The sequence below is a fragment of the Streptomyces sp. WAC05292 genome, assembly GCF_003949955.1.
Classification (GTDB): Bacteria; Actinomycetota; Actinomycetes; order Streptomycetales; family Streptomycetaceae; genus Streptomyces; species Streptomyces globosus.
Genome location: NZ_RPSE01000428.1, coordinates 1 through 5,107 on the forward strand (window position 1 = coordinate 1; position 5,107 = coordinate 5,107).

General features: G+C 74.3%; 4 protein-coding genes. 1 reads left to right on the top strand and 3 read right to left on the bottom strand.

Annotated features, from left to right (window positions below):
* Positions 1-30 precede the first annotated feature (30 nt).
* Positions 31-465: a gamma-glutamylcyclotransferase family protein gene (locus EF903_RS28465; RefSeq protein WP_125547891.1), complete on the top strand. Its 435-nt coding sequence runs from the start codon at positions 31-33 to the stop codon at positions 463-465.
* Between the two features lie 9 nt (positions 466-474).
* Here EF903_RS28465 and dnaG read toward each other — a convergent pair whose 3' ends face one another.
* From dnaG to EF903_RS28480, 3 genes are all read right to left on the bottom strand, one after another.
* Positions 475-2,391 (bottom strand): DNA primase, encoded by a 1,917-nt coding sequence (gene dnaG, locus EF903_RS28470; protein WP_125547888.1) that lies wholly within the window; start codon positions 2,389-2,391, stop codon positions 475-477.
* 33 nt (positions 2,392-2,424) lie between these two features.
* Positions 2,425-3,699 carry an NAD(P)/FAD-dependent oxidoreductase gene (locus tag EF903_RS28475; protein ID WP_125547889.1) on the bottom strand — a complete coding sequence of 425 codons (1,275 nt, stop codon included), beginning with the start codon at positions 3,697-3,699 and terminating at the stop codon, positions 2,425-2,427.
* A 93-nt stretch (positions 3,700-3,792) separates the two neighbouring features.
* A partial coding sequence (locus tag EF903_RS28480) for a deoxyguanosinetriphosphate triphosphohydrolase (RefSeq protein WP_125547890.1) occupies positions 3,793-5,107 on the bottom strand: 1,315 nt, incomplete at its 5' end.

Here is a 5,107-nt window from a genome sequence, read left to right on the forward strand (position 1 = left end):
GCCCGGCCCGAGGACCCGCACGCGGTCCGCCTGCCGGCCACCCCCGCCGAGCTGCCGTTCTTCGTGTACGGGACCCTGCGCCCCGGCGAGGCCAACCACGCGGCGTTCCTGCGCGGCCGCACCGCGGCCGAAGAGCCGGCCCGGCTGCCCGGCGCCGAGCTGTACGACGGCCCGGGCTACCCGTACGCCGTCCGGCACCCCGGGGCCGGCGCGGCCCACGTCGTCGGGGCGCTGATCACGGCGGCGCCGGGCGCGTACGGGGTCCTGCTGGCCGAATTGGACCGGCTGGAGGAGTACCACGGCCCCGGACTGCCGCGGAACCTCTACGACCGGGTCCGCTGCGACGCGCTCCGCCCCGACGGCACCCGCACCCCGGCCTGGGTGTACCTGGCGGCCCCGCCGCTGGCCCGGCGCCTGCGGGAGTCGGGCACCCCGATACCGGGCGGGGACTGGCTCAGCCGCTGACAGCGGGCTTCACAGGGCTTCGGCACCGCGGTTGCGCAGGCGCTGCGCGTACTGCTGGAGCACCCACAGCTCCTCCTGCACGGCCGCCAGCTGCTCCGGCGGCGCGTGCGGGCCCATGCGGACCATGGTGCCCGTGATCTCGTGGACCCGGCGGTCGACCGCGCGCAGCCGGACCTGGACCAGCTGGACGCCGGCGTACACCTCGTCCACCGTCTTGGAGTGGATGGCCTCCACGGCGAGTTCGGTGACGAGGGCGCGGACCGTGTCGTTCGGCGCGGCCTCCCGGACCCGGGCCAGGTAGCCGTCCCCGCCGACACCGGCGCCGCCCGCGTCCTGGACGGCCTGCCGGACCGCCGCGTACGGCGGGGCGGTGAACTCGTCCACCCCGTACGCGTCGAACGCGGGCGAGACCAGCTCCGGGCGCTGCAGCGCCAGCTTGAGCAGCTCGCGCTCGGTTCGGTGCGCGGGGCTGCGCAGGTTCAGCGCGGGTCCGCCGGCGGGAGCCGCCGGCGCGGGTGCGGCCTCGTACGGGCGCCCGGGCGCGGTCGGCTTCGGACCGGGGCCGCCGCCGTTCGGCCGGCTGCCGCGCTCGCGGGCCCAGCGGGCGAGCTGCGCGACCCGCTTCACCACGAACTGCTCGTCGCGGATGCCGAGCATGCCCGCCAGCTGCACCGCCGACTCGTGCTGGATGGCGATGTTCTTGATGTTGGCGACGACCGGTGCCGCCTCGTCGAGGGCGGCCGCCCGGCCGGCCGGGTTCTCCAGGTTGTGCCGGGAGACGATGTGCCGCAGCGCGAACTCGAACAGCGGCGTCCGCGACTCCACCAGCGACGCCACCGCCGCGTCGCCCTGCGCGAGGCGCAGGTCGCAGGGGTCCATGCCGCCGGGCGTGATCGCGATCGACGTCTCCGCGGCGAACTTCTGGTCGTCCTCGAAGGCGCGCAGCGCGGCCTTCTGACCGGCCGCGTCGCCGTCGAAGGTGAAGATCACCTCGGCGGTGGCGTTGTCCATCAGAAGCCGGCGCAGGATCTTGACGTGGTCGCCGCCGAACGCCGTGCCGCAGGTCGCGATGGCGGTCGTCACGCCCGCCAGATGGCAGGCCATCACGTCGGTGTAGCCCTCGACGACGACGGCCCGCGAGGTCTTCGCGATCTCCTTCTTGGCCAGGTCGATGCCGTACAGGACCTGGGACTTCCGGTAGATCGGCGTCTCCGGCGTGTTCAGGTACTTCGGGCCGTTGTCGTCGTCGCGGAGCTTGCGCGCGCCGAAGCCGACGACCTCGCCGCTGATGTCGCGGATCGGCCACATCAGGCGGCCGCGGAAGCGGTCGATGGGCTTGCCGCTGCGGCTGTCCTGGGCGAGGCCCGAGGTGATCAGCTCGCGGTCGGTGAAGCCGCGGCCGCGCAGGAAGCGCGTCAGGTGGTCCCAGCCGGCCGGGCTGTAGCCCACGCTGAAGTGCTCGGCCGCGGCCTGGTCGAAGCCGCGCTCGGCCAGGAAGCGGCGGGCGATCTCCGCTTCCGGGCCGCCCAGCTGGTCGATGTAGAACTGCGCCGCGGCCTTGTGGGCCTCGACCAGCCGGATCCGCTCGCCGCGGCCGCTGGTGCCCGCGGTGTAGCCGCCCTCCTCGTAGCGCAGGGTGATGCCGGCCTGGGCCGCCAGCCGCTCGACCGCCTCCGAGAACGACAGGTGGTCGATCTTCATGACGAAGTCGAGGGTGTCCCCGCCCGCCTGGCAGCCGAAGCAGTGGTAGAGCCCCTTGCTCGGGCTGACCTGGAAGGACGGGGACTTCTCGTCGTGGAAGGGGCACAGGCCCTTGAGGTTGCCGCCGCCCGCGTTGCGCAGTTGGAGGTAGTCGGAGACCACGGCGTCGATCGGGACCGCGTCCCGTACCGCCTTCACGTCGTCGTCGTTGATCCGTCCTGCCACCCGTGAAGTCTACGGCGGGGAGCCGCGAATCCCTCAGGCGCCCTCGCCCGGAACCAGGGAGGCCAGCGGGACGGACGGGTCCGCCAGGGCCTCGCGGTCGACGACCGCCTTCGACCTGATGAGGGCCTGGATGTGGCCGGCGACGTCCCACACGTTGACGTTCATCCCGGCGAGCACCCGGCCCTGCGACAGCCAGAAGGCGATGAACTCGCGCCGGGCCGCGTCGCCGCGGATCAGGACCTGGTCGTAGCCGCCCACCGGGGCGTATCCCGAGTACTCCATGCCGACGTCGTACTGGTCCGAGAAGAAGTACGGCACCCTGTCGTACGAGACCTCCTGTCCCAGCATCGCCCGCGCGGCGGCCGGGCCGCCGTTGAGGGCGTTCGCCCAGTGCTCCACCCGCAGCCGCGTCCCCAGCAGGGGGTGGTGGGCGGCCGCCACGTCGCCGACGGCGTGGATGTCGGGGTCGGAGGTGCGCAGCGAGGCGTCCACGGCGATGCCGCCGCCGTGCTCCCGGTCCACCAGCGCCAGCCCGGCGGCCTCGGCCAGGGCGGTGCGCGGCGCGGCCCCGATCGCGGCGAGCACCGCGTGCGCCGGGTGCTCCTCGCCGTCGTCGGTCCGGACGGCCAGCACCATCCCGTCCTGGCCGACGATCTCGGTCAGCCGCGCCCCGAAGTGGAAGCGGACGCCGTTCTCGGCGTGCAGGTCGCCGAAGAGCCGGCCGATCTCCGGGCCGAGCACCGCGTGCAGCGGTGTCGCCAGCGGCTCCACCACGGTCACCTCCGCCCCGTACCCGCGGGCCGCCGCCGCGACCTCCAGGCCGATCCAGCCGGCGCCCGCGATCAGGAGGTGCCCGTTGTCCCTGCCCAGGGTCGCCAGGACGCCGCGCAGCCGCTCGGCGTGGGACAGCCGGCGCAGGTGGTGCACGCCGGCCAGGCCCGTGCCGGGGACGTCGAGGCGGCGCGGCTCGGCGCCCGTGGCCAGCAGCAGCTTGTCGTAGTGCACGGCCGTGCCGTCGCCGAGGACCACCTTGCGGGCGGCCCGGTCCAGGTGCACGGCGGGCTGGCCGAGGTGCAGCTCGATGTCGGCGCGCGCGTACCAGGACGGCTCGTGGACGAAGACGCTGTCGCGCTCCTCCTTGCCCTGGAGGTAGCCCTTGGAGAGCGGCGGCCGCTCGTACGGGTGGTCGCGCTCGTCACCGATCAGGATCACCCGCCCCCTGAACCCCTCGGACCGCAGCGCCTCCGCCGCCTTGGCCCCGGCCAGTCCCGCGCCGACGATGACGAACGTCCTGTGTGCGTCGACCACCTGATGCCTCCTCATAACCTCAGCGCCACTTGCGAGCACCTGCGAGGGTCCCGCACCGAGCGGGCCGCGTGAAGGGGGAGTGGCCCGATCGGATCACCCCGCGGTGCGGCGCGTGCGCAGGGTGAGCCTGGCGTGCAGGGAGCGCGCGGAGGCATCGGTCAGGGAGGCGATCTGGTCGATGACCGCGCGTTTGCGCCCCCGGTCGTCCGGGGCTGCGTCGAAGATCGCCCGGAACTGCGGATCGAGCCCGTCGGGCGCGCGGGCCAGCAGCGACTCCGCGAGTTCGGCCAGGACGATGCGCTGCTCGGCCCGCAGCCGCTCCTGCTCGGCGCGCTGCATCACGTACAGGTCGGCGACCGACTTGAGGACCGCGCACTCGTTGCGGGCCTCACGGGGGACGACCAGCTCGGCCGCGTACCGGGTCAGCCGGCCGGAGCCGTACGCCTTCCTCGTCGCGCCCTCGGCGGCCAGGCAGAACCGGCCGATCAGCTGGCTCGTCGCGTCCTTCAGGCGGGCCTGGGCGACGGCCGAGCCGTCGTAACCGTGCGGCCACCACTCCTGCTCCATCAGCCGGTCCAGAGCCTCCAGCAGCTCCTGCGGGTCCGTGCCGGCGGGCACGTAACGACCGATGGCGACGCTGGCGATCGCCGAGCGCTCGGGCTCGGCGAAGAGGAGGTTGGGGTCGACGTGCCCGGCGTGCAGGCCGTCCTCGAAGTCGTGGACGGAGTAGGCGACGTCGTCCGACCAGTCCATGACCTGCGCCTCGAAGCACTTGCGGTCGGCGGGGGCGCCGCGCCGAAGCCACTCGAAGACGGGCAGGTCGTCCTCGTACGCCCCGAACTTCACCGAGTCCGGGTCGGCGGGGTGGCCGCCGCGCGGCCACGGGTACTTGGTCGCCGCGTCCAGGCTGGCCCGGGTGAGGTTGAGCCCGACGCTGACGGGGGCGCCGGTCTCCGGGTCGGCGGTGAACCGCTTGGGCTCCAGCCGGGTCAGCAGGCGCAGCGACTGGGCGTTGCCCTCGAAGCCGCCGCAGTCCGCGGCGAACTCGTTGAGGGCCTCCTCGCCGTTGTGCCCGAACGGGGGGTGGCCCATGTCGTGGGAGAGGCAGGCCGCCTCGACGAGGTCCGGGTCGCAGCCGAGCGCCGCGCCGAGCTCGCGGCCCACCTGGGCGCACTCCAGCGAGTGCGTCAGGCGGGTGCGGGGGCTGGCGTCCCAGTCGTACGAGCGGCTGCCCGGGGTGACGACCTGGGTCTTGCCGGCGAGGCGGCGCAGCGCGGCGGAGTGCAGGACGCGGGCCCTGTCGCGCTGGAAGGCGGTCCGGCCGGGGCGCTTGTCGGGCTCCGGGACCCAGCGCTCGGTGTCGGCCGGGCCGTACGGCGGGGCCGGTTCGGTCCGGGCGGGGGGATCA